Annotated in this window: 20 protein-coding genes and 1 other annotated feature; of the genes, 3 read left to right on the forward strand and 17 right to left on the reverse strand. The window is 29.6% G+C overall.

Features of this window, described 5'->3' with window-relative positions; genetic code table 11:
- Position 1: 1 nt before the first annotated feature.
- Together CHL78_RS05150 and CHL78_RS05155 are read right to left on the reverse strand one after the other, a co-directional pair.
- Positions 2-1,765, reverse strand: coding sequence for a GAF domain-containing SpoIIE family protein phosphatase (locus CHL78_RS05150; RefSeq protein WP_094366269.1), 1,764 nt, complete (start codon positions 1,763-1,765; stop codon positions 2-4).
- Positions 1,766-1,802: 37 nt separating this feature from the next.
- Positions 1,803-2,276 carry a hypothetical protein gene (locus CHL78_RS05155; protein WP_094366267.1) on the reverse strand — a complete coding sequence of 158 codons (474 nt, stop codon included), beginning with the start codon at positions 2,274-2,276 and terminating at the stop codon, positions 1,803-1,805.
- A 122-nt stretch (positions 2,277-2,398) separates the two neighbouring features.
- Here CHL78_RS05155 and CHL78_RS05160 point away from each other — a divergent pair, with 122 nt between their 5' ends.
- Positions 2,399-2,875: a hypothetical protein gene (locus tag CHL78_RS05160; protein ID WP_094366265.1), complete on the forward strand. Its 477-nt coding sequence runs from the start codon at positions 2,399-2,401 to the stop codon at positions 2,873-2,875.
- A 64-nt stretch (positions 2,876-2,939) separates the two neighbouring features.
- Here CHL78_RS05160 and CHL78_RS05165 read toward each other — a convergent pair whose 3' ends face one another.
- The 6 genes from CHL78_RS05165 to hpt all read right to left on the reverse strand — a co-directional run bounded on the left by CHL78_RS05165 (position 2,940) and on the right by hpt (position 7,378).
- Positions 2,940-3,110, reverse strand: coding sequence for a hypothetical protein (locus tag CHL78_RS05165; RefSeq protein WP_094366263.1), 171 nt, complete (start codon positions 3,108-3,110; stop codon positions 2,940-2,942).
- 152 nt (positions 3,111-3,262) lie between these two features.
- Positions 3,263-3,478 (reverse strand): alpha/beta-type small acid-soluble spore protein, encoded by a 216-nt coding sequence (locus CHL78_RS05170; protein ID WP_094366261.1) that lies wholly within the window; start codon positions 3,476-3,478, stop codon positions 3,263-3,265.
- A 113-nt stretch (positions 3,479-3,591) separates the two neighbouring features.
- Positions 3,592-4,818: a BaiN/RdsA family NAD(P)/FAD-dependent oxidoreductase gene (locus CHL78_RS05175; protein ID WP_094366259.1), complete on the reverse strand. Its 1,227-nt coding sequence runs from the start codon at positions 4,816-4,818 to the stop codon at positions 3,592-3,594.
- Positions 4,819-4,856: 38 nt separating this feature from the next.
- On the reverse strand, positions 4,857-5,795 hold the full coding sequence (locus CHL78_RS05180) for a phosphatase PAP2 family protein (protein WP_243446373.1): 939 nt from the start codon (positions 5,793-5,795) through the stop codon (positions 4,857-4,859).
- A gap of 224 nt (positions 5,796-6,019) precedes the next feature.
- Positions 6,020-6,643 (reverse strand): class I SAM-dependent methyltransferase, encoded by a 624-nt coding sequence (locus CHL78_RS05185; protein ID WP_094366255.1) that lies wholly within the window; start codon positions 6,641-6,643, stop codon positions 6,020-6,022.
- Positions 6,644-6,856: 213 nt separating this feature from the next.
- On the reverse strand, positions 6,857-7,378 hold the full coding sequence (hpt, locus tag CHL78_RS05190) for a hypoxanthine phosphoribosyltransferase (RefSeq protein WP_094366253.1): 522 nt from the start codon (positions 7,376-7,378) through the stop codon (positions 6,857-6,859).
- A gap of 179 nt (positions 7,379-7,557) precedes the next feature.
- On the opposite strand from hpt, the gene CHL78_RS05195 reads away from it, so the two are divergent.
- Entirely contained in the window at positions 7,558-8,631 is a 1,074-nt protein-coding gene (locus CHL78_RS05195) for a pyridoxal phosphate-dependent aminotransferase (RefSeq protein WP_094366251.1), read from the forward strand.
- Positions 8,632-8,710: 79 nt separating this feature from the next.
- Here CHL78_RS05195 and CHL78_RS05200 read toward each other — a convergent pair whose 3' ends face one another.
- From CHL78_RS05200 to CHL78_RS05240, 9 genes are all read right to left on the reverse strand, one after another.
- Complete coding sequence (locus tag CHL78_RS05200; protein ID WP_094366249.1) at positions 8,711-9,913, reverse strand: dicarboxylate/amino acid:cation symporter; 1,203 nt, start codon at positions 9,911-9,913, stop codon at positions 8,711-8,713.
- 148 nt (positions 9,914-10,061) lie between these two features.
- The gene (locus tag CHL78_RS05205; protein ID WP_094366247.1) at positions 10,062-10,454 is read right to left on the reverse strand and encodes a YkvA family protein; all 393 of its coding nucleotides are present in this window, start codon (positions 10,452-10,454) and stop codon (positions 10,062-10,064) included.
- A 91-nt stretch (positions 10,455-10,545) separates the two neighbouring features.
- Positions 10,546-11,550, reverse strand: a complete 1,005-nt coding sequence (asnA, locus tag CHL78_RS05210; protein WP_094366245.1) for an aspartate--ammonia ligase — start codon at positions 11,548-11,550, stop codon at positions 10,546-10,548.
- A gap of 73 nt (positions 11,551-11,623) precedes the next feature.
- Positions 11,624-11,871: a binding site (T-box leader), on the reverse strand.
- Positions 11,872-12,149: 278 nt separating this feature from the next.
- Positions 12,150-13,196 (reverse strand): ABC transporter permease subunit, encoded by a 1,047-nt coding sequence (locus tag CHL78_RS05215; RefSeq protein WP_158540633.1) that lies wholly within the window; start codon positions 13,194-13,196, stop codon positions 12,150-12,152.
- Positions 13,169-14,215 carry an ABC transporter permease subunit gene (locus CHL78_RS05220; RefSeq protein WP_094366242.1) on the reverse strand — a complete coding sequence of 349 codons (1,047 nt, stop codon included), beginning with the start codon at positions 14,213-14,215 and terminating at the stop codon, positions 13,169-13,171. Before CHL78_RS05220 ends, CHL78_RS05215 begins: the two co-directional genes overlap by 28 nt.
- Positions 14,202-15,785 carry a sugar ABC transporter ATP-binding protein gene (locus CHL78_RS05225; RefSeq protein WP_158540634.1) on the reverse strand — a complete coding sequence of 528 codons (1,584 nt, stop codon included), beginning with the start codon at positions 15,783-15,785 and terminating at the stop codon, positions 14,202-14,204. Before CHL78_RS05225 ends, CHL78_RS05220 begins: the two co-directional genes overlap by 14 nt.
- A gap of 76 nt (positions 15,786-15,861) precedes the next feature.
- A complete protein-coding gene (locus tag CHL78_RS05230; protein WP_094366238.1) occupies positions 15,862-17,007 on the reverse strand; it encodes a DUF3798 domain-containing protein in 1,146 nt (381 codons plus the stop codon).
- Between the two features lie 197 nt (positions 17,008-17,204).
- Positions 17,205-20,312: a beta-galactosidase subunit alpha gene (gene ebgA, locus CHL78_RS05235; protein ID WP_094366236.1), complete on the reverse strand. Its 3,108-nt coding sequence runs from the start codon at positions 20,310-20,312 to the stop codon at positions 17,205-17,207.
- Positions 20,313-20,348: 36 nt separating this feature from the next.
- On the reverse strand, positions 20,349-21,857 hold the full coding sequence (locus CHL78_RS05240; RefSeq protein ID WP_094366234.1) for an amino acid permease: 1,509 nt from the start codon (positions 21,855-21,857) through the stop codon (positions 20,349-20,351).
- Between the two features lie 295 nt (positions 21,858-22,152).
- Between CHL78_RS05240 and CHL78_RS05245 the strand changes: the two genes are divergently transcribed.
- On the forward strand, positions 22,153-22,980 hold the full coding sequence (locus CHL78_RS05245; protein WP_094366232.1) for an AraC family transcriptional regulator: 828 nt from the start codon (positions 22,153-22,155) through the stop codon (positions 22,978-22,980).
- Positions 22,981-23,153: the final 173 nt, after the last annotated feature.

A 23,153-nucleotide genomic window follows, 5' to 3' on the forward strand; every position in this document is an offset into this window, starting at 1 on the left:
CTTACTTATCCTTTAACATAACCACAAGTATATCATCATCGTAACTATCTATATTTGCAAACTTCTTTAAGTTATCCTTTAGATTTTCTACTATCTTCTCTCTATCATATTCAAAGTTATTTTGTAAGAACTCTTGTAACCTTGAGATTCCATACTCTTCTTTTTGTACATTTTTTATTTCTAATACTCCATCAGTATACATACAAACCATAGGATAGTCAGCTATATCATGTATATTATTTACGTACTCTGCATCTTCTAGTATTCCTAAGGGTATTCCTTTTACACATTTTAGATCTTGAACTGCTGAGCCATCTTTTCTAATCATTATAGGACTATAGTGACCTGCATTTGATACTGTAATAGTGTTATTTTTAGTATTTACCACACTTATTAAACAAGTTGTAAACACTCCCATTTTATCAAACTCATCATAAAGCATCTTATTTAAGTTTGTCATTATTTCTTCAGATGTTTTATATTGATGAGCAAGCACCTTAAATGCACCTTTTATCATGGCAACAACATAATTTGAAACTATACCATGTCCCATTACGTCAGCTACTATATACACTATATTTTCTTCATCAACTCTCATAGCATAGTAGAAGTCCCCCCCTACTACTCTTGCTGGTCTATGGTAGAAGTACAATTCTTTTTGCTCATTACAATCCATCTTACTTTCATCCATAATAAGCTTTTGCTGTTTATTTAAAATATTTAATTCATTTGCTAGTAATCTATGTTTTACCTCAACAGAGTTATATTCATACAGTTGCATACCTACAGAAACTTGTTTGGCTAATATGCTTAATATATTCAAATCATCCTCTGTGTAGTTTTCTCCGTTAACACATACAATAATTCCTATTATCTTATTCTTATCTTTAAGCTTATAGTAAATATAGCTATCTATATTTACCCCTGCTTCTATGTGGGCATTTATATTATTTTCATATCCACCCATATCTTCCTTCTCTATGATTTTACTCATGGCAGTATATGTATTGATATAATTTTTTTCACCATGATTATAAGAACTAAACATTCTATTACTATTATCATTCTCATTTATCATTATTACAGCTTCTTTACTACTTGTAATACTGCAAGCTTGTTCACTTAGATGATCTAAGAATTCATTAATATTTTTATTCATATAAAGTTTTTTTGTTGCTTCATTTATAGAACTTATTGATCCTCTTAATTTGTGTACTAATAAATTCATATTGTTATTTTTGGTTGTTATATCTATCGATAAACTTATAAGAGATGCTACTGACGATATAAAATCTATGTCTGTTTCTGTTAGCTTATCCGTCTCCGTTAAAAAACAAGTCATAAATCCAACCACTGTATTGTTAGTTATTAGTGGATATACAATACGTCCAACATATCCTTCTTCTGCTGCTAATTCACGCTCATCATCAGCTCTTTCATCTTCAAATATATTATCTACATAAATTATTTTTTTTTCTTTAACCGCTTCATGTATATATTTGGGATATGTATTGAAGTCAATCTTAACCCCTCTAGGTTGCATTATAGGGAATAACTGTGGTATAGCTTCTAAAGTCTCAGAACATACTAAATAGGCATATTGATAATTATTCTTATAAAATAAATTTACGCATGCCTTAGTTGGGTGAACTACTTCAAGCATTTTTTCTATTATTTTATCTTTTATGCTGAAAAAGTCCGAGGACTCAGTTACCATGGTAGATATCTCTACTAAGTTACTCATTTTGTAGCTAGTATTGCCCATATGTCATCTTCTCCCCCCGTTAAAAATTATCTAGTTATTATTTTATATTACTATATATGTCTTTTATAGTAAATATAAAAACCACTATAAAGCTTACTATTATTATTACGTTAAATCGAGTTAAAATACCGATTATAAGCAATGATATTAGGGCATTTATTTTTGTTTTGTCACTTTCACTAACAAAATTATCCGTAGTTATTTCTATATTGTTCTTTATATCATCAATCTTTTCTTTAATTTCTGATTCTAAATTTTTCTTATAAATTAAATATGTGAATTCTACTAAAAAAGTGCCTATACCTAGTATTATATTTATATTAAAAGCTATAATAAGTAACGAAAATCCAATAAATAATTTTAATACTTTAAAAAATAAACTATCTATTTTTAATGTTATATTTCTGATTTCTTTTCCACCATTTCTTAAATCATAACCTCCAGATGACATTGATTTCATCTTAGTTTTTACCACTTCGCTATAGAACAATTTAATAATTCCATTTATCATTTCATCAACTCCAAATATATTTTACATTTATTTGTAATTTTTACAATTATAATATTTTTTATACTTGTCAATACTAAAAATGATGAAATTTTCTTATATTATCATAAAAGGAGTGTTTTACATTGCTAATTGAACAACTTGACCTAGAAACACGCAGTAAAATTTACAGCTACACTAAAAAGGTTCTAAGAAAATACCAAAAAGGAATCACTACAGGAAAGTTAACGGCAGATAAATTCGCAGATAACATCTTATCTGATGACTCTATTAGTGATATCTTAGATAATAAGCTTCTAGCTGATGAGGACTTTAAAGTGTCTTATATAAGTTATATAGATACCTTAATAGGAATTCAAAATGAAAGCCTGTCAAAATCAAAGAAAAAAAGAATTGATACTACTACTAATAATAAGCCAACAATACCACAAAAAATTCAGTTTAAAAATTTACTTGAGTCCAGTGGATATAATTTATTAATACCTTATCAATATCTTACAGCTATAGACGTAGATAATATTACTCAGTATATAACTACAGGTTCTATAGACCTTGGTAACGAAAGAGTATATAACTACGTACACAAAAATACATTACAGTAAAATTACATAACTATAAAATTTTTTACAAAAAAAAGAAGTCAATTGACTTCTTTTTTTATTATTTCTATCCAAGTGCCTTTTCTAACTTTGATAAATATTGTATAGGGTAATATTTTAATAGTTCTCTAAATTGTTCAACTGATAACCCTTCTGTACTTGTATAGATTCTTATTTTTTCATCTAAATCACTGTTTATAAATTTAGTTTTTATTTCTTCAAAATTTACTGTAGACATAATAGTCCTCCTTTTATGTACTTATCTTCATTGTCTATTTTGTCCATTAATAAAAATTTTATTATCACTAACTTATAAAATGTAAAAAGCCTATCTAATTAAAGATAGGCCTTTCACTGTATCTACTGTTATAAACATCTAATTATTATTTATTATTGTTGTTTTCCTGACATTTGTTGCTCAGCCATTTCAACTAGTTTCTTAGTCATGTATCCACCTACATAACCATTTTCTCTAGCTGTAAGATTACCTTTGTCAGCTTGTTGGTAATTGCTCATTCCAAGTTCATTAGCTATTTCTAATTTCATTTGGTTTAAAGCTTGTTTTGCTCCAGGTACTACTGTTTTGTTGTTATTGTTGTTTGCCATGTCGATTACCATCCTTTATAAGTAATTGTGTTGCTGATTATAGTATATGAACTTATATTTTTTTAATCCTAGGTAATTTATTCCACATGGTTCCTTTTAAATCAATATTCTATTTAACAGTTTTCACCAGCTAAATATGCAGTAGAAAATGCTATTTGAAGATTGAACCCTCCAGTATATGCATCTACATCTATTACTTCTCCAGCAAAAAATAATCCTTCTACTAACTTAGATTCCATTGTACTTGCATTTATTTCACTTACCTTAATTCCTCCAGAAGTAATTATCGCTTCTTCAATAGGTCTATATCTTTTCACTGTGAACGTAAAGTTCTTAAGCAAATTAACTAAATTCTTTCTTTGCTCTCTAGATATTTGATGAACTAAAGTCTCTCTTGGTATTTCGCTTAAATCTAAAATAACAGGTATAAGCTTTTGAGGTAATAAATCATCTAGTGCTTTTTCAAACTTCTTATTTGTATATTTTTGAAAATCTTTTTGAACTCTTTTATCTAGTTTTTCTTCATCTAAAGCAGGTTTTAAATCTACTACAATCTTATAATTCTCCTTTGTAGTATCCTTCATTCTACAACTTGCAGATTTAATTATTGGACCATCTAATCCATACTTAGTAAATTCCATTTCACCAAAATCATCATAGACTTTTTTGTTTTTACTGTTTAATACAGATATAGAAACATTTCTTAGTGATAGTTTTTCTAAGTCCCTAACAAAGTCTTCTTGCACTTCTATACCTATTAGAGATGGTTTTATATCTGTTACTGTATGTCCAAGCTCTTTTGCAAACTTGTATCCATCTCCTGTAGAACCCGTAAGAGGATAGCTAAGCCCTCCCGTTGCTACTATTACAGAGTCACATTTTATTTCCTTTTTATCTGATAAAATTACTTTTTCTATTTTATTATTTTTAGCCACTATTTTTTCTACTTTTGTGTTTAACATTATCTTTACTTTTTTATTCTTAATTTGTTTCTCTAATGCATTTGCAATATCATGCGCCTTATCACTTTCAGGGAAAACTCTCTTCCCTCTTTCTGTCTTGGTTTTTACACCTAATTTATTAAACATATCTATAACATCAGTATTTGTAAAAGTATAAAATGCGCTATATAAGAATTTACCATTCTTAGGTACATTTTCTATTAATTCCTCTATTTCACAGTCGCTAGTAATGTTACATCTACCTTTTCCAGTTATTAAGATTTTTCTTCCTACTCTGTGTTGCTTCTCAAGAAGAGTTACATCAAAACCTCTATCTGCTGCTACAGATGCAGCCATCATGCCTGCTGCTCCTGCTCCTATTATTACTACTTTTTTCAAATAATCACCCTTCCAAGTAAATCTATTTTTATTAATAATTAATTTAATCTAAGTATTTTAAATAATGCAGGTGCTCCTGCCACTCCATAAAATACTACTAATGCATATCTAATATAATCCATAATCATATTTACTAAATTCATATTATCAAGTACTATATATGGCATAATAGCCTCTTTTAAATATTTTAGTCCTATATATACTAATCCTAAGGTAATAATTCCAACTATAAATCTGTATATATTTATAGCCATTCTATTGCTTCTCTTAGTAGTCCTACTACCAAAGTTAATTCTACCTTTAGTCTTATCTTCTGTGGAAAAATCAACAAATTTATCTTCAACTATATATCCTAATACAAATCCTGTGAAAAGCCCAAACATTTTCATGTAATCAATACTATTTAAAAAGAATGCAATAACTCCAAATAGAATTAAAATAAACAGTAAAATCGAATAATTTTTTTCTTTATCTACGTAATCAAAAACCTTGCCAAGTAAAAGAGTAAATATTATCCCAAAGATCCATCCAAATAGTACATCTATTGGCCAGTGAACAACTAGGTATAGTCTAGATATTCCCACACCTAAAATCATTATTGTACCTAATATGTAAAGCCAATTAACCTTAAAAATACTCATTAAACTCACCCAGAAACTTGTCCCAGTCTGAGTGTGACCACTAGGGAATGAGTATCCAGTTGCAGTAGAAACCCTTAGAGACTCCAAATCTTTTGTACCAATAGGTCTAGGTGCTTTTACAAATTCTTTTATTCCTGTATTTAAAGTTATGTTTCCAACTAATGCAAACAAAATTCTCTGACCATATTTTTTATTTATACACCAATACATCATAACCGTAAATAAGACTACTACTGGTGTCTCTGTACTTATAGTAAAAACTAAAAACATTACATTTAGTAGCGGCGATCTCATACTTTGAAAAAACTGTAATATACTAAGTTGAATATCCATCATATACCCTCCTTTTTTAGCCTATATATAATAATCTCTTATGCAATTATACCTAAATTTTCTGTATAAATATATAGAATTATTCAATATATAGATATTTTGGTATTTCAGTATTTTCTTAACTTTTCTAAGTATTTTATTAAATACTACTATTTTTAAAATATAATTAGAAATCTAATGCATAAAAATAGATTATCAGTATTTATATGATAATCTATTTTATATTTTTATATATTTATCTCATAATCTCTTACTAATGTTTTTACTAATTCAATCTTTTTATCTAATTTAATCTTTTCAGACTCTTTAAGCTTTGCCTTTTGACAAATTAGTACACTGTCTTTGTACATTCCACCGCCATCTGGATAGTCATGTTCCTCCCATTCTGTGTATACTTCTAACACCTTTAATCCCGCAAATTTAGCAAGCGCTCTAAATCCATCTGGATAATAACGCCAGCAATCTACTGGATACCTATGCTCTGGTCCACTAGATGGAGCTATTATACAGCACAAACCATCTTCTTTTAATATCCTACTTATTTCCATAATTGTAACCCAGAAGTACTCAATATGTTCAAATGCCTGACCTGATATAACTACATCTGCAAAATTTGACTCTAGTTCCTTCCAATCGTAAACATCTTCTAAAACTACATCTACATTTTTGCCCGCTACCATGTCGCAACCGATATATTCCCACTTTGTATTTACCATCATAGGCTTATATGTTCCATAGTAATTTTGAACATCTTGACTTCCTATGTCTACAACCTTTAGCTCTTCATTCATTCTATTTATTAAGTAATCACTCATAAACTTATACATCTTTTGATACGAGCTTATATGCATAATAAAACCACCTTTAATTTTATTTGTTGATTAATAAACTTGATTATATCTCTAATATCTAATATATAATCCACTATCTTAAATGTGATATTTTTAAATTGTATATTTAAGCTTATTCATAAAATTAAATATAATTCCTATTGCTAAATTCTTATGGCTTATTACAAAAAAATAAAAGCTACCTTGAAAATTCAAAGTAGCTTTTAAAAATAATTACTCTCCAACTACACCTATATAAGGTAAGTTTCTATATTTTTCAGCCCAGTCTATACCGTATCCAACTATGAACTTATCTTCTATAACGAATCCTACATAGTCAACATGCATATCAGCTGTTCTTCTTTGTGGCTTATCTAGTAAAGTACATAATGTTAATGACTTAGGATTTCTAGTTTGTAACGCTGCAACTAGGTTGCTTAAAGTTAATCCTGAATCTATTATATCTTCAACTATTAAAACATTTTTACCTTCTATATCAACATCTAAATCTTTTATTATTCTTACAGTCCCTGAAGATTCAGTTGAGTTTCCATAACTTGAAACACTCATAAAGTCTATATTTACATCTAAGTCTATATTTCTTATTAAATCTGCAACAAATACACTAGCACCTTTTAGTATACCTACTACTAATAATTCTTCACCTTGAAAATCTTTTTCTATTTGCTTAGCTAATTCATATACCTTAGCTTTTATTTGCTCTTCTGATAACAATACTTCTGTAACTTTGAACATTTTAGCTCCTCCAATTTTCCCGTATATTATACTCATACATTATATCATATTCTGTATATAAATAGGAATATTTTTGTTGTTTTTTATTTTATAATTCGTAATTTGAATTATATATTTCTTTGTATTATAATTTACTTGTATGTATGATAATTATACTTTAATTTTTCGGAGGTGCTTTTATGAGTATTAATCATGGAGCTAATTTATACGGGTTATCTAGCAAATATGGATTTTCAAAAGATGAATTTATGGACTTTAGCTCTAATATAAACCCTTTTGGAACTTCTAACCTTGCAAAGGAATACGTTATAAACAATATTGACATGGTGTCTATGTATCCAGACCCAGATTACATAAATTTAAAGAAGTCTATATCTAACTATTGTAAGTGTTTGGCAGAAAATATAGTACTTGGAAGTGGTGCTACTGAGCTTATTTCATCATTTATCAAAACTATAAATCCCTCAAAAACATTACTTCTTTCTCCTGCTTATTCTGAGTATGAAAAAGAACTAAAAAAAATAAATTGTAGCATTACTAAGTATTTTGCACGAAGTGAAGATGATTTTATAATAGAGCCTAATGAACTTATATCTACAATAAATAAAGATAACTATGACTTAATAATTATTTGTAATCCTAGTAATCCAACTGGATTTACCTTTTCTAAGACTCAAATAGAAGATATCTTAAAAAACACTACAGGTTTTGTAATGATAGATGAAACCTATATAGAGTTTACAGATACGGATATTTATTCTTCTACTAATTTAGTCGATAGCCATAAAAACTTATTCGTGATTAGAGGAACTTCTAAGTTTTTCTCTACGCCAGGTATTAGGCTTGGATATGGTCTTATTGGAAATGAAGATATTAGGGAAAGTATAAATTCTAATTTAGACTTATGGAATATAAATACTATCGCAGCTTCTATGGGAGAAATCATGTTTAGTGATAAAAGCTTCATCTCTCACAGTGTAGATGTTATTCTATCTGAAAGAGATTTTTTAATCAATGAGCTTAGTACATTAAATGGTGTTAAAGTATATCAAAGTAATGGAAACTTCATACTTTGCGAAATAAAATCTAAAAAAATAACAGCTAAAGAACTTCGTGAAAATCTAATCCCTAATAAAATTATTATCAGGGATTGTGCTTCTTTTGATGGACTTGATGAATATTTCTTTAGAGTATGTATTTTAAAACCATCAGAAAATAGGCTACTGCTTAAGCACTTAAAAGAAATATTATAGTAATACATAAAAAATCCTATGAAACTTAGAATTATTTTCTAAGATTTCATAGGATTATTATATTTAAATCAACTTAAACCTAAGCTGCTTTTTTATTTTCTTTTTTACTCCATTTTTTGTTTAAATGATCTACAACTAAAGCTATTGCATTGTCACCAGATACGTTTGCAGCTGTACCGAAACTATCTTGAGTTAAGTATAGAGCTATCATTAAACTTGCAAGACCACCATCAGATGGTATACCTACCATTGGTAAGAATGGAAGTGCACTCATTATTGCTCCACCAGGTGCTCCTGGTGCTGCTACCATTGCTATTCCTAGCATTAATATGAATGGTAATATAGTTCCTATGCTATAATCCATACCGTTCATCATAAGTACTGCTACAGCAAAAGATGTAACTGATATTATACTTCCAGATAAGTGAATAGTCGCACATAAAGGTACACAGAATTCTCTTATTTGCTTACTTACACCATTGTTTTTAGCACATTCAACGTTAACTGGTATAGTAGCTGCTGAAGATTGAGTACCTACAGCTGTTAAGTAACCTGGTATTTGGTTCTTTAATAATTTAAGTGGATTTTTACCTGTAACTGCTCCTGCAGCTGTAAATTGAACTGCTATGAATATTAAGTGTAGAGGTATTACTACTAAGTAAACTCTCCAAAATACATTTAATATCTCCCATACTTGTCCCGCATACGTTATGTTAGCAAATGTTCCCGCTATGTAAACAGGTAGTAAAGGTATTATTATTGTTGACAACGTTTTCGTAACTATTTCTTGGAATTCTTGGAATATGCTGAATAATGTTTCCCCTTTTCCATTGTTTCTTAATGCTGATATACCAAGACCCATTGTAAATGCAAATACGATTGCAGCTGTTACGTCAACCATTGGACTTAATGGTATTGTAAATATTGCTGATAACATCCCCGCTTCTGGATCTCCTATGCTATTTGCAACACTTGGATCTATAAAAGATGGGAATATTGTTGATGCAACTGTAAACGCAATAAGTCCAGCTACAACTGTAGAACCGTAAGCTATTCCTGTTGTTACCCCTAATAATTTTCCAGCTCCTGTAGCTAAATCAGCTATACCTGCAGTTACAAATCCTATGATTATAAATGGTATAACGAATTTTAAGAAAGCTGAGAATAAAGTACTTGCTGTTACTAAAACTTCTACTAAAAGCTTTGGTGCGAAACTCCCGATTAATATACCGGCTATGATACCCATAATAAGTTTTGGAACTAATCCAATTTTCTTTTTCATAAATATTCTCCCTTTGCTGTAAGTTTTTGTGTCAGATTTTTAACACTCTCTAAGTGTAATAAATTTCCATTATTTTTGCAATGCTTTTCCTGTTTTTCATATTTTTCAATTAATTGACATAAAAATTAAAAAGAAGAGCATTTTTACATTACTCTTCTTTATCATCATTAATTTTAAAGTTTACATTTTCTATAATATTTGGGTCTTCATTTTCTCTTACCATCTTTTTATATTTTTCTATTTCTTCATTTACAATACCCAAACTCCACAGTATTATAAATATATCATCTATAAATCCAAATACTCCAGTTATCATTTCTGGTATAAAATCAATACCAGACATTGTGTAAATCAAAGCTACAGCTAGAGAAAATATTAACTTAAACTTACTAAGTATATTTACTCTTTTATCTGTTATAAAATCAGGTATTTTAAATATATTTATGATAAAAAGCAATCCAAACTTAGCATCTTTAAATCTTACCAAGACTCTCTTAAGTAAGTCCAAAAGTATATCTATTATCTTCATTAGATTCTTCATATTTATCCCCCTAATCATATTTATTTATAAGTGGTTAGCATATATTATAACTCATATGATTGATTTGATAAACATGTTTGAAGTTAATTTCTTATAATAAGTGTACTCCAGCTGTCTTACACTCATTTATCATTTCTTCAGGCCATATTCCTACTTGTACCTCTCCTATATGAGCTTTATTTAAGAAGTACATACATATTCTAGATTGACCAATTCCTCCACCTATAGTGTATGGTAACTCTCCATTTAATAAGGCTTTATGATATTCTAACTCTTTTCTATCTTCACAGTGAGCTAACTTTAATTGTCTCTCTAAACTTTCTTCATCTACTCTTATTCCCATTGAAGATAATTCTATAGCGCTATCTAGTACTGGATTATAGAATAATATATCTCCATTTAACTCCCAGTCATCATAATCAGGGCTTCTTCCATCATGCTTTTCTCCAGTACTTAAGTCTTTACCTATTTGCATTAAAAATACTGCACCTTTTTCTCTAGTTATCTCATCTTCTCTCTCTTTTGGAGTTAAACCTGGATATCTATCTAGCAATTCTTGAGAAGTTATAAAAGTTATTTCCTCCGGTAAAAAACATTTTATCTCTGGGTAAATTTCATGTACATGTTCTTCGGTTTCTTTGAACACTTTATATAAAGCTTTTACAGTTTTTTTCAATGTGTCGATAGTTCTATCTTCCTTATTTAATATAAGCTCCCAGTCCCATTGATCTACATATATTGAATGAATATTATCTAATTCTTCGTCTTTCCTTATGGCATTCATATCTGTGTATATACCTCTTCCTACTGAGAAATCATACTTCTTAAGTGCCATTCTCTTCCACTTAGCCAGAGAGTGAACTATTTCTGCATTTTTTCTCATATATGGTATTTCAAAACTTACAGGTGACTCAACACCATTTAGGTTATCATTCATTCCTGTCTCTGGTAGTACAAATAAAGGTGATGATACTCTAGTAAGTTTTAATATATCTCCTAATCTATTTTCAAAAAAGTCCTTTAAATCTTTTATCGCTTGTTGAGTTTCTATTATCCCTAGACTACTTTCATATTGTTTCGGTATTACTAAACACATTTAAACCACTCCTCTTTGTATTAATTTTCACTTAAATATTATCCTAAAATATAAAAAAGCCCTTCATCCCTACAATAGGGACGAAAGGCTATTCTTCCGCGGTACCACCCAAATTAGTTTGATTAACTCAAACTCAACTCTTAGTATACGTATATATACTTCCAATTTGATAACGGATTGGCTCCGACTAAGTCTACTCTCCTTAGGATTTCGGTTAGTAACTCTGGGATGTTTTTCAATATAGATCTCACACTGGACTTTCACCACCACCAGCTCGCTATAGCTACCTTCTATACTTACTCTTCCCTTCACAGTCTTTGTTTTCTGTAAATTCTTAATAGTAATAATAAACCATCAATTAAAATACGTCAACTAACATATATCATATTCATATTTAATCAAGTTTAATTTATTATTGCAGTTTATAGAAATTATATTCATCTAATTGTTTTTTTGTGACTATTACTTTAATTTTATTTGAGGAAAATATTTCCTTACTATTTTTATTAAAAACTTTTGTTTTTTATTCAAATATTATTCTATTTCGTTTAATCTATATTCATTAAAATCTAGTTAACCTTAATATTTATTATAATCTACTATTGCAAATGGACTTGTTGAGTGTAAATTTTCTCTTTCTTTTCGTTATGTATGTTTATCATTAACGAAAAAACTATTGTTGAGTAAGCAATAAAACTTCTAAAATACTCTCCTATAGCTGCATTTTCAAATAGAGCCTTTCCTGCCAAAGGAGATACTATAAATAATGTATGAAACAATACTACACCAACAAATACATTTTTCAGATTAGCCTTATTTAAAGTTGCTCCACCTGCTAAAAGAGCTGCACAGGCAAATACATCTACATTTAAGTGTCCTGTATAAACATTTAGACTACCTATATCAAATATAAACATCAAGTGACCTACTGATGCTATCATTGTAGAAATTATAATTGCTTGCTTTCTAGATTTATCTACATCTATTCCAAGTGAGTATGCATTTTGCATATTACTTCCTACTGCTTTTAGTTTAGAGCCTAACTTAGTTCCCACAATATACTTTATAATCAAAGTTACTAGTATAATAAATACTATAGGTATAAGTGGATACTCTAGTATAATAGCCTTCATAGGTTTTAAATCAATCATACTCTGAACTCCAATTCCAGAAGACAACATTATTTTATCATTATTTGGAGTTATTATAGTTCCATACCCTGCCATGAATATTAAATTATAAATACTAGTTCCAAGTAATCCAATCACTAAACTAGTTATCATTTCTCTTCCTTTTGATCTATTTAATATATAGCCTATTATATTTCCGCATATATATGCCATAATTAAACTAATGATTATAACAGCTATAAATCCAGTAATACCTTCAATCTTCCTATCAATTATTATAACTGTTGCAAACTGTGAGCAAAGCGCTCCTATAACTATAGAGAAATTTATCCCCATACCAGCCATAATTGGTACTAATAATGCTAACATCATAATTGTATTTCTCATTACCCTTTTATAAAGCTCTGCACCTAAAAAATTAACACTTACGTTTGATAACATTATTCCTAACAAGCATAATACTAAGAAGGTTATTGGTACAAAGTTCTTTACGATAAACTTTTTTGCTTTTTCCATAGTCCCATTTCTCCTCCTTCGCATACAAATGCATAAAGTATTATTCCATTAGTTATTATCATTCTTAGAGTTTCTGAAAGCTCTGGCATTAAAAGAGCATTGGCTATAGGTACAGATAGTAAGTATGTAGTTTGGAATAAATAAGTCCCTAGCACTGCATTTAATATACTAGTTTCCTTGCGAGTAGCTCCACCTATTAAAATTGCTGACACTGCTGGGAACGAAAATCCTAATGGTGAGTCATAAAGTTGAACAAATCCATAACTCTGACTATATACACAAATACCTACTGCTGCAATTACAGTAGAAAAAATAATAGCTATAGTTCTATATTTATTTATATTTACCCCAGACAAATAAGCAAATTTTTCATTCTCTGCAATTACCTTCATAGTAAAACCTGTTTTTGTATTAAAATATATCTTAATTAATATACAAATTATAGCTACAAACAATAATAATCCCATAGGTATTACTATATTACCTACTTTGATTTGCATCATATCATCTAGTATTTTTCCATAAGCCTCGTTAATACCTATCTTGGGTCTTAACCCTTGTCCTCCAATTGGGTATAGCATCTGTCTATTTTTGAAAGGTGCTATACTCCAAAATATATTCATTATAAACACAAACCCATAACCACAAAACATTCCTATTATTTCTTCTTTACCTTTTAACTTGTTTAGTATCAACGAATATAAATATCCAAATAAACAACCTACTACTATTGCTACTATTATTGCTACTACAAACCCACTTATTCCACTCATTTTATACTCTAAAGATACACACATACCAACTAATCCTGCACAGACTCCAATAGACATACCAAAGTTCATACCAACTCCGCATCTAAGCATAGGAATTAATGATAGTACTAGTACTGAATTCATACCGAATTTAATCAATGATTCATTTAATATAGAAGTCATAGATATATTTAGCTTAGTTATAAAAACTAGCATAATTGCTAGATATATCATGACTATAATTTGAGGTGCTTTAATTTTTCTCATTGTAATTCCTCCTTTTACCCGAAATTGCCAAACTGAATACTTCATTACTTTCATAAGGAGATAAAATATCAAATATCGAACCTTCGTACATTACAATTATCCTATCACAAACCCTTTTTAGTTCATCTATTTCACTAGATGCTAATATTATTGTTGTTTCATTTGCTTTGTTTATTTTAAGAAGCGAGTCTAAGATTATCTCTTTTGAGTAAATATCAATCCCTCTAGTAGGCTCATTTATAAATAGAATATCTGGATAAGTTAATACCGCTCTTGCTATACAAATCTTTTGTTGATTGCCTCCACTAAGTTCTCTTAGTTTTTGCTTAGGTGAACTACACTTTATGTTAAACTCTTTTATACTATAATTTACCTGATTCTTTATCTTCGCAAAGTCCAATAAAGATAACCCCTTAAGTCTTTTAATTTTTAAAAAGTTATTTTTACTATAGCAAGATGTAAATATAATATTTTCTCTAACACTACTATCTAATAGTATTCCCCTTTCTTTTCTCTCATCCGGGATCATAACTATCCCTTGTTCTATAGTCTTATCTGGTCTTTTTATATTTAATTTCTTATTTCTATAAATTATATCTCCATTAGTTTCTAATAACCCCATTATGGAGTAGGATAAAGATGTATGTCCATGACCAGCTAAACTTGTTATACCAAGTATCTCCCCTCTCTTTATAGACAGGTTAATATCTTTTATATTGTGATTTCCATCTAATATAGCGACGTTATCAAATCTTAATATATCTTCTTGATTAGTATTTTTATTATCTCTATGTATATTTAAAGCTTTATTTACTTTTTTACCTATCATATCAATAGCTATTTGCTCCACGTCAAATTCTTCTTTTGAATATTTTGCTACTATCTCACCATCTCTAAATACACTTACTCTATCACAAAGATGCGTTATTTCATCAAGTCTATGAGATATAAATATTATGGATACTCCATTCTTTTTTAGCTTCTCAATAATATTAATAAAAATATCAACATCTTCTTTGTTTAAAGAGGCTGTTGGCTCATCTAATAATAGTACCTTTAAGTTTTTATTACTTACTTCTCTAGCAATCTCTATAAATTGCTTAGTATTTACCATAAGTCCTTCCACATAAGTCTTTGCATCTATATTTAACCTAAACTCTGATATTATATCTTGAGCTTCTTTTTCATTTTCTTTTTTATTTATGTAAGAAAGATTATCCCCTAAAACTGAAGTAGTACTGATTATATTTGGACTATTTATCTTTATATTAGAGGCTATATCCATACTATTAATAAGCGCAAATTCTTGATATACCTTACCAATACCCAGTTCCATAGCTTCTCTTGTATTATTTATTTTTAACTTAGTCCCCTCATAAATAATATCGCCTTCATAACCACCAGTCTTATGTATATTTAAATCTTGAAATAAAATATTTAAAAAAGTACTTTTTCCAGAACCATTTGCTCCTACTATGCCATGAACCTCCCCTTTCCTAAGATGAAAATTTATATCTTTAAGTGCATATATGCCAGAAAACTTTTTGCTCAAGTTTATTGTCTTTATCATATCTATCTCCCCCATATATTTCAAAATAACCCCAGCTAAATAGACTGGGGTTACTTAATTATTTAATATACTTTTCTTAGTATACTATTTGTTCCATTATCATAAGTTGGTAGTTATCTGTTTCATCTTTTAACTTTTCAAATTCTACAGCTATACCATATTTATCTTGAGCAAATTTTTGTAAATACTCAGAAGTACATACATCCTCTTTATTTAAATCCTTGCTCACCATCTCCATTGCAAGTTCTACAGCAAACTCTGGTAAGAACACTGTCATAGGCATTGGCCATCCACCTAGTCTTCCTGACATATCAGCTTCCTTAGCTTTTTCGCTTATCATTTCATTTATTTTATCAAAGTTTTGAGAATCTTCTTCGTCTATTTCTAAATTCATCACTGTAGGATAAGCTTGAGTTGGAGTTGGGCAACATTGCTCTGCAACTGTATATTTTAATTCTAGCGCCTTACTTAATATTACCTCATACATTCCACAGTTTGATCCAAATATGTTAGTTTCTGGTCCATACTTTTCTATTTGTCTCGGAATATCTTCTGATAAGAATTGTTGCATAGCCGCTGGCCCCTGACCTGTTTGAGGATCTGGAGTTATTACTTCAACAAACTCTATCCCCTCTTTTTCACATGTTTCCTTCATCATATCTCTTCTTTTTGCAACACTTTCTTTAGATAAATGCGTTGGGAAAGAGTAATGAATGAAAGTCTTTGATCCCATTTTTTTTGCAAGCTTTACTATAGTTTCCCCTCTTTTTGCCCAGTTTGCATCTAAATTAACATCTATATACTCGCTCATCATATCTGGATCATCCCATATTGGAGCAGTCATAGTTATAATATCTGATCTTTTTTCTTTTACTTGTTGAAGTGCTGGTAAAAGTCCAGATTGACCTGATACTACTACTATAGCTTTCATATCTTCATCATCTGCTAAGCTTACTATTTGGCTTATTGCAGTTTCTATTTCTGTATTAAAGTTTTCTGGAAGAGTTACATGAACAACATTGTCTGGGTATTTATCTACCATATTTGTTGCTCCTCTAAACTCATCTTCACTAACTGACAGTGTAGGTGTTACTATACCTACCTTAAATTTTTCTGTGTTTTCCGAATCAGTTCCCCCTGATTCTGAATTTCCTGTTGATGAACACCCTACTGTTCCAACAAGTAAGCATAAAGCTAACATTAATGCTGTAATTTTTTTCATAATCCCTCTTAAGTCCCCTTCTTGTTACAATATTCGTTTTCCTTGATTATTTTACCATTAATTTACATATAATTAAAATTCAAAAAATATATATCTGATTGGTTGTATATAGATTTTATCTATAAATCTAAAATAAAATCAAAAAGCCTGATTCGATAGATTAATTTCTACCAAATCAGACTTTTTAAAATATATTACTATGCTAATACTAACTCTTCTTCTTTAACATTTTCTAAAACTAATTCTTCTCTAGCTACGGCTAAATCAGATATTTCTTTATTATTGTAAATGCTAAATTTAAATCCTAAATTAAACTCTTCAAACTTACATCTGTATTTATCTAACTGCCATTGTCCACAAGAGTTCGTTCCAACTCCATTTTGCTTGTAGTCTATATTAAATACTATATAATCTCTCTTAACTAAGTCTACAGTATGCTTTGCATATTCTAAATCTGTATCTTCATAATAAGATGCACTAAAGTCTAGTTTATCATTAGCTACTGCCATTATTGACATACCTCTATCATCACTAAGTCTAACCCATGAGCAATCACTTCTATTACCGTTTTCTTGAGGTTTTACATAGTTAGTAAATAATCCATCTATGTTGTTTTCAAATACTCCAAATAAATTAGCTTCTTTAGTATCTGCATAAGATTCTCCTGGACCTCTACCTTTATACTTTACATTCTCAAGATCTTTATTTACTTTAAGTGTTAGTCCTATTCTAGGTAACATTTCTGGTGCAGTATCTATTCTTCCTGATGGAATACCAGATACATTTACTAATATATCTCCTGAACCTAATACCTTATATTCATAAGTTGATTTGTAGTGCCATGCAGAGTTTGTAGTTCCATTTACTGTTTCTACCTTAAATGTAAGCATATTTTCAGCTACTTCATACGAAATATTTTGTACTACTTCATGCATTAAGTGCATAAAATACTTTTTCTTATAGTCTTCTACTACATACATATCATTGTCTATAGGAGCTCTCCAGAAGTTTAACCTCGGACCTTCTTCTACTAACTTATAGTCATCTCTAGTTATTTCTACTATATTTCCTCTTACTAAGTCAAATACTACATTGAAATTTTCACCTTTAGCAGTTAACTTACAGTGTTCTTTTATTACTTCTAAGTTTACTTTTGGAGTTACTTTTATTTTTTCAGTAACTACTGGTAACTCAAATTGTGCAGTAGCTAATTCATGTCCTGCCTCTGCCCAATCACAAGCTTCTTTTAATACATAAGAAATATTTAAATAGTAGTCAGCACCTGGAGTAGTTGTAAAGTCTAGAGAATATGGTAATTGTATCTCTGCCTCTCCTCTTCCTGGTATTGAAGGCATAGCAACTCTTCCACTTGCTACTATCTTTTCATCTTCTTTTATATTATAAACTAACTCTAATGTATTTAAGTTCTTAAAATCATATCTGTTTATTACTTTTATTATACCTTTATCTAAGTCAACAACACTAGTTTCAGCTGGTTCTATTACCTTTTTATATTCTAAAAGTCCTGGTGAAACACTTCTATCTGGCATTATAAGTCCATCTATACAGAAGTTGATATTACTTGGATCATCTCCAAAGTCTCCACCATATTTGTAGTATACTTCTTCATTTTCACCCTTTGCTTCTATACCGTGATCAAACCATTCCCATATAAATCCACCTTGTAATTTATCATAAGCATAGAATAAATCTTGATACTCTCTTAAATTTCCTGGTCCATTACCCATAGCATGACAGTATTCACATAATATATGAGGCTTCTTAATATCATTTATAACCGTATCCATTAATAACTTGCTATCATGCTCTAGCCAAGTGTACATAGTACTATATACTTCAGATACTGGCCCTTCAGATTCATCTACATTGAAGTCTCCTTCGTAATGAACTAGTCTTGTTGGATCCATTTCTTTAGATTTTTTTGCCATAGCCTTGAAGTTGCATCCAAATGCCGATTCATTTCCTAATGACCACATTAATATTGATGGATGATTTTTATCTCTTTGTATCATTCTTTCTAATCTATTTACATAAGCAGTTTCCCACGCTGGGTCATCACTTATCCACTTATAATCTCCTGTAAGCTCAAATCCATGACACTCAAGATCTGTTTCATCTATTACATACATACCATACTCATCACATAAGTCATAGATGTAGTGAGAGTTTGGATAGTGAGCAGTTCTTATTGCATTTATATTATGTTGTTTCATTAGAAGTATATCTTTTATCATTTCTTCTCTAGCAACAACTCTTCCGTTTTTCGGATTGTAATCATGTCTGTTTACTCCTTTAAACTTGATTGCAACTCCGTTAACTGTAAATACTTCTCCTTTAAGCTCTATTTTTCTAAATCCAACTCTTTGAGGTACTACTTGTACTAGTTCACCATCTTTATATACAGATATTAATAATGTATATAGATTTGGTTCTTCTGCACTCCACTTTAATGGACTATTAACTTCTTTAGCAAGTTTTAATTCTCCATCATTTACAGTAGCGCATTCTTCAAATACAACCTTTTTCTTTGAATCTAATAATTCAAATTTAACTTCTTGTGATTCATTAGCTCTGAATTTTAAATCAACATGTAAAGTTCCATCTTTGTAGTTTTCGTCTAAATCAGTAACTATTGTTATATCTTCTACTCCACAAACTGGTTCAGTATATAATTCTACATCTCTAAATATTCCACTTAACCACCACATATCTTGATCTTCTAAGTATGTACCATCAGACCATTGATAAACTCTTACTGTAACCTCATTTTGACCCACTCTAACTAAATCAGTTATGTCAAACTCAGCCTGTATTCTTGCTCCTTTGCTGTATCCTACTTCTACTCCATTTATCCATACATTGTAAGATGAATCAATACCATTAAATTTAAGTATTATTTTTTCACCTAACCAAGAATTATCTATAGTAAAGTTTCTCTTATATATTCCAGTTGGATTTTCTGTTGGAACATATGGCGGATTTATTGGGAAGTTGTACCATAGATCTGAGTAGTGCATCTTTCCATAACCTTGTAATTGCCAATTTCCAGGAACTACTATGTTATCCCATGATTCTGTATTAAACTCTTCTTTGAAGAAATCCTCTGGTGAGTATTCTGGAGCATCTAAAAATAAGAATTTCCAGCTACCATTTAAGTTTTTAAAATTATGAGTATATTTATTTTCCCCAAGCAAAGCTAATTCTCTAGATGGAAAACTCAAGAAATGAGTTCTCGCATCTAATCTATTTATTCCATCAACAGCTATATTTTCCCATAGTTTCATAATTCAATCTCTCCTTAAAAGTATTATTAATATATATTATTCAGTAACTAAGTTAGCTTTTATATTTGTTTCTTGGCTATTAGCTACTTCATTTGCTACATCTTTACCTACTTTTTTCTCATATCTCTTCCAGCATATTAATGCAAATCCTAAAAATATAACTAGTCCTAATACGTTATATACAAGTACAAATATCGGATTAGCTGAGCCTTCTGCTAAAGTTCCATTTAAGTATGCAGATATATCTGCTGGTGACGGTACTGAAGATATTATAAATACGAATGTAAATAGTGCAAGTAATAATACTCCTATACCTATCCCAAAACCTCTCGATCCTACCTTGAAACTTCTTTCTACTTGAGTATCTTTTTTAGCTCTTAGTACTATATATCCCACTAAGAAAAATAATACTGGTATTAAAGAAGTTGATGCAGTCATGTTTATTAGTATTTCTAATAGTGTATCTACTGAACCTATTCCTAAAGCTGGTATTATTAAAAGTACTGTTACTATCATAGCTTGAAGATATAATGCATTAACTGGATTTCCTTGAGAATCAGTCTTAGCAACCTTACCTCCAAATATTCCCTCTGGTATTTCAGAGAACAGAACCTTAACTGGTGCTGCAGTCCATAATACTAAAGAACCTAAACTTGCAAGTAACATTATGAATCCAACTATATTTGTGATTATATTTCCAATTCCATAATGAGACCCTAATATTAAGAATGAATCAAATAAACCATTTGAGAAGTTCCCTTGTAAAGTAGCTTCTGGAACAACTATACCAACAGCTGCTGCTCCTAGTGCATATAATGCTCCAACTAATATCGTTGAAAATAACATTGTTTTTATAAATGCCTTGTTTCCACCTTTAACATCTTTTATGTAAACCCCAATACTTTCAGCTCCACCAACTGCTTGTAATACCCAAGCTAAAACCATAAAATATTTCCAGTCAAACTTTGGTGACATTGTTTGTGCTGTAAATTCTTGAGCTGGTTCTTTACCTAAAGCAAATATTACTCCAAAAGATAAAATTATAAATCCTATACCTAATACCATTCTTGCTGCCCCTGATAAACTAGTTATTTTAGATATCCAGCTAACACCTTTAGTCGATATAATTGTTACACCCCAGAATAATATTATTGATATTATTGAAATTAAAACTGTCTTCCCATCAAATACATTACGTCCTACAAAAGCATACGATGCATATATTAATGTTTTTGGTAATAATGACGTAAAGAAAAATAAATTAACAAAGAAATAAGACCACGAACCTAAAAATGCCCATTTTGCTCCCAATGAAGTTTTTATCCAACTGTTAATCCCAGACTCTGAGTTTGAATTTGCAGATGCAAACTCCCCTATCATCAGTGCAAATGGGAAGAAATAAAATATTGTTCCAAATAAATATGATGGTACTGTAGCTAGACCAATATTTACACTACTATCGATTATGTTTCCAAATGAAAATACTGCTGTAAATGTCATTAACATCAATGCGCTCGAACTAAGACTTCCCCTTTTTTCGCTCATTTTTAATCTCCTCATTTTTTATTGTAGTTTTGTTACATATAATTCCCTAGCAATATATTTTTTTGCATAACATAAAGTAAATAACTTTAGTTATATAACTTTAATAAATTCCTTATTTTATATTGCATTTATAAAGTTAAACGTTTTCTTTATATTCATATAATATACTTTTATAATAAGTTAATCAATATAGTCATGTTGCAACTATTTGTACTATTGTTGCATTTATATTATTTGACTTCATAATTTTATTTGCTTATAATCTTTATTACAAAGGTTATTGGGGGTAATTTACATGGATAAGTTTGGCATATTTTCTACAGATTTAAAACCTAGCAGTGAACTATATATATATGAGTGCGGTTTTGAACATTGCGCTCCTCGTGATCCTTATCAATACGAGCAAATAGATTATTATTTACTTCATTATATTTTAGATGGAGAAGGACTTTTCTTTATGAATGATGAAGTCTATCATTTGAAAAAAGGAGACGGGTTTTTTATACCTCCTAACACAGATAATAACTACTATCCTTTAGAAGGTAATCCTTGGATTTATAGATGGGTAGGAATAAATGGCACACAAGCTAAAGAGTTGTTAAGTAGGTGTGGGCTCTCAGAAGATAATTATGTGTTTAATTATACAAAAGATAATAAAATAGATGATTATTTTAGAAATATTTATGAGAGTTGTTCTTCTAATCGTTTATTAGAAGGATTAGGATATTTGTATCAATTTCTATCAGCATTGATGAATGATCATTCTAGTGAATTTACTAGCTCTTCTCCACCTTCTAAGGTTTATATTTCTAAGTCAATAGAATTTATAAAAGAAAATTATACTAAAAATATATCTGTGTCTGACATATCAGACTACTTAAATATTGATAGAAGTCATTTTTTTAAAATTTTTAAAAAAGATATGATGATTAGTCCTCAAGATTACATAATAAATTATAAAATAAAGCAAGCTTGTGATTTACTTAGAAAGAGTAGTTATTCTATATCTGAGATAAGCAATTCGGTTGGATTTTCTTCTCCATCTTACTTTTCAAAGATATTTAAGAAAAATATGGACACTACTCCACTTAAGTATAAAGAGCTCTTTATTAAGAATAGGTAGATTTTACTAAATTAAAAAGGATATAATAATTAGATTTAATCTAACTACTATATCCTAATAATTTTTATTAACCTACCTTACTTAATACGCTATTTCTATTCTTGCTTTTTATTAATCCACCTAATACTGCTCCTATTATAGCTGGAACAACCCAGTTAAATCCTAATGATGCA

This window comes from Romboutsia weinsteinii, from assembly GCF_002250835.2.
In the GTDB taxonomy this organism is placed as follows: Bacteria; Bacillota; Clostridia; order Peptostreptococcales; family Peptostreptococcaceae; genus Romboutsia_A; species Romboutsia_A weinsteinii.

What these genes read in the sequence shown, in the direction of transcription:
- CHL78_RS05150 (WP_094366269.1), bottom strand. Translation starts at nt 1,765, where the DNA reads ATGGGCAATACTAGCTACAAAATGAGTAACTTAGTAGAGATATCTACC.
- CHL78_RS05155 (WP_094366267.1), bottom strand. Translation starts at nt 2,276, where the DNA reads ATGATAAATGGAATTATTAAATTGTTCTATAGCGAAGTGGTAAAAACT.
- CHL78_RS05165 (WP_094366263.1), bottom strand. Translation starts at nt 3,110, where the DNA reads ATGTCTACAGTAAATTTTGAAGAAATAAAAACTAAATTTATAAACAGT.
- CHL78_RS05170 (WP_094366261.1), bottom strand. Translation starts at nt 3,478, where the DNA reads ATGGCAAACAACAATAACAACAAAACAGTAGTACCTGGAGCAAAACAA.
- CHL78_RS05180 (WP_243446373.1), bottom strand. Translation starts at nt 5,795, where the DNA reads ATGATGGATATTCAACTTAGTATATTACAGTTTTTTCAAAGTATGAGA.
- CHL78_RS05185 (WP_094366255.1), bottom strand. Translation starts at nt 6,643, where the DNA reads ATGCATATAAGCTCGTATCAAAAGATGTATAAGTTTATGAGTGATTAC.
- hpt (WP_094366253.1), bottom strand. Translation starts at nt 7,378, where the DNA reads ATGTTCAAAGTTACAGAAGTATTGTTATCAGAAGAGCAAATAAAAGCT.
- CHL78_RS05195 (WP_094366251.1), top strand. Translation starts at nt 7,558, where the DNA reads ATGAGTATTAATCATGGAGCTAATTTATACGGGTTATCTAGCAAATAT.
- CHL78_RS05200 (WP_094366249.1), bottom strand. Translation starts at nt 9,913, where the DNA reads ATGAAAAAGAAAATTGGATTAGTTCCAAAACTTATTATGGGTATCATA.
- CHL78_RS05205 (WP_094366247.1), bottom strand. Translation starts at nt 10,454, where the DNA reads ATGAAGAATCTAATGAAGATAATAGATATACTTTTGGACTTACTTAAG.
- asnA (WP_094366245.1), bottom strand. Translation starts at nt 11,550, where the DNA reads ATGTGTTTAGTAATACCGAAACAATATGAAAGTAGTCTAGGGATAATA.
- CHL78_RS05215 (WP_158540633.1), bottom strand. Translation starts at nt 13,196, where the DNA reads ATGGAAAAAGCAAAAAAGTTTATCGTAAAGAACTTTGTACCAATAACC.
- CHL78_RS05220 (WP_094366242.1), bottom strand. Translation starts at nt 14,215, where the DNA reads ATGAGAAAAATTAAAGCACCTCAAATTATAGTCATGATATATCTAGCA.
- CHL78_RS05225 (WP_158540634.1), bottom strand. Translation starts at nt 15,785, where the DNA reads ATGATAAAGACAATAAACTTGAGCAAAAAGTTTTCTGGCATATATGCA.
- CHL78_RS05230 (WP_094366238.1), bottom strand. Translation starts at nt 17,007, where the DNA reads ATGAAAAAAATTACAGCATTAATGTTAGCTTTATGCTTACTTGTTGGA.
- ebgA (WP_094366236.1), bottom strand. Translation starts at nt 20,312, where the DNA reads ATGAAACTATGGGAAAATATAGCTGTTGATGGAATAAATAGATTAGAT.
- CHL78_RS05240 (WP_094366234.1), bottom strand. Translation starts at nt 21,857, where the DNA reads ATGAGCGAAAAAAGGGGAAGTCTTAGTTCGAGCGCATTGATGTTAATG.
- CHL78_RS05245 (WP_094366232.1), top strand. Translation starts at nt 22,153, where the DNA reads ATGGATAAGTTTGGCATATTTTCTACAGATTTAAAACCTAGCAGTGAA.